General features: G+C 41.7%; 1 protein-coding gene. It reads left to right on the top strand.

The window, feature by feature from the left end; translation table 11 throughout:
* Positions 1-54 precede the first annotated feature (54 nt).
* Positions 55-1,406 (top strand): IS3 family transposase gene (locus M3221_RS25370; RefSeq protein WP_251274809.1). Its coding sequence is split into 2 segments (ribosomal slippage): positions 55-502 and positions 502-1,406, totalling 1,353 coding nucleotides; the frame shifts between segments, so codons are not numbered across the junction.
* Positions 1,407-1,440 lie beyond the last annotated feature (34 nt).

Genomic DNA, 1,440 nt, shown 5'->3' on the forward strand with positions numbered 1-1,440 from the left:
ATGAAGTGCACCCCAATTGTTAGACACCATCTAACAATTGGAGGTGTATTTTTTATGGTTAGGTTTTCAATAGAAGACAAAATGAACGCCGTACGGCGTTATGAATCAGGACCAGAAGGCGTTAAGAGGATTGCGAAGTCGTTAGGAACGAGCCATTCAGTTGTTCATAATTGGATCAAACAATATGAAAAGTATGGAGAGAAGGCATTCGAAAACCGCTATACATCTTATTCCCTACAGGATAAACTAGATGTACTCAATTATATGAACGAGAATGGGGCTTCGCTGCAGGAAACTGCTGTCCGGTTTGCCATTTCCTCTCCAAGTTTAATTAGTTCCTGGCGGAGGCTATGGGAAACAAAAGGAGTAGATGCCCTATTGCCAAAGAAAAAGGGGCATCAATCCATGAAGAAAGAAAAAACCAAAAAAGAAAAACAGCCCGAAGTTTCGCTAGAGGCTTTACAGGCAGAAAATGAACGGTTGCGCGCGGAGAACGCCTACCTAAAAAAGTTGAGAGCCTTAGTTCAGGAACGGGAAGTATCCGAACACAAGAAAAAGCGAAAATAGTGCGTGAACTAAGGGGACAATTTGCTTTTAACTTACTTTTACAAGTGGCAGGACTTGCCCGCAGTACTTATTATTATTGGTTAAACGCCTCCCGGCGTCCTGACAAGTACAGCCATCTGAAGATGTTAATCGAAAATATTTTTCATGCTCACAAGGGGCGTTATGGATACCGTCGCATCACACTAGAACTTCGCCGACGTGCCTTTAAAGTCAATCACAAAACTGTTCGCCGGTTGATGAATGAATTGGGGATGAAGAGCTTAGTACGCATGAAGAAATATCGCTCATACAAAGGGAAAGTAGGCAAGATTGCCCCTAACCTTCTCAAGCGTGATTTCCAAGCGTCAAGACCCAATCAGAAATGGGTGACGGATGTAACCGAGTTTCATCTCTTCGGAGAGAAGCTTTACCTGTCTCCGGTACTAGATCTCTTCAATGGCGAAGTCCTTGTGTATAATATCGAATCCAAGCCTGTTTATCCACTTGTCGGAAAAATGATCGAACAAGCCGTGACACACTTAAAAGATGGAGACGAAGTCATTCTCCACTCAGATCAAGGATGGCATTATCAAATGAAGCAGTACGACCATGTACTAAAACAACATGGTATACGTCAAAGCATGTCTCGTAAGGGAAATTGTTTAGATAATGCCGTTATTGAAAGCTTCTTTGGGATATTAAAATCGGAACTTCTATATCTACAGAAGTTTAAAAACCTTGCTCATTTCAAAGAGGAACTCGAAGAGTATATCAATTACTATAATCACAAACGAATCAAGACAAAATTAAAGGGCATGAGCCCGGTGGAATACCGAACGCATGCCCTAGAGGCTGCTTAATAAATTATGTGTCTAACTTTTTGGGTTCACTTCA

The organism is Domibacillus indicus (assembly GCF_023715895.1).
In the GTDB taxonomy this organism is placed as follows: domain Bacteria; phylum Bacillota; class Bacilli; order Bacillales; family Domibacillaceae; genus Domibacillus; species Domibacillus indicus_A.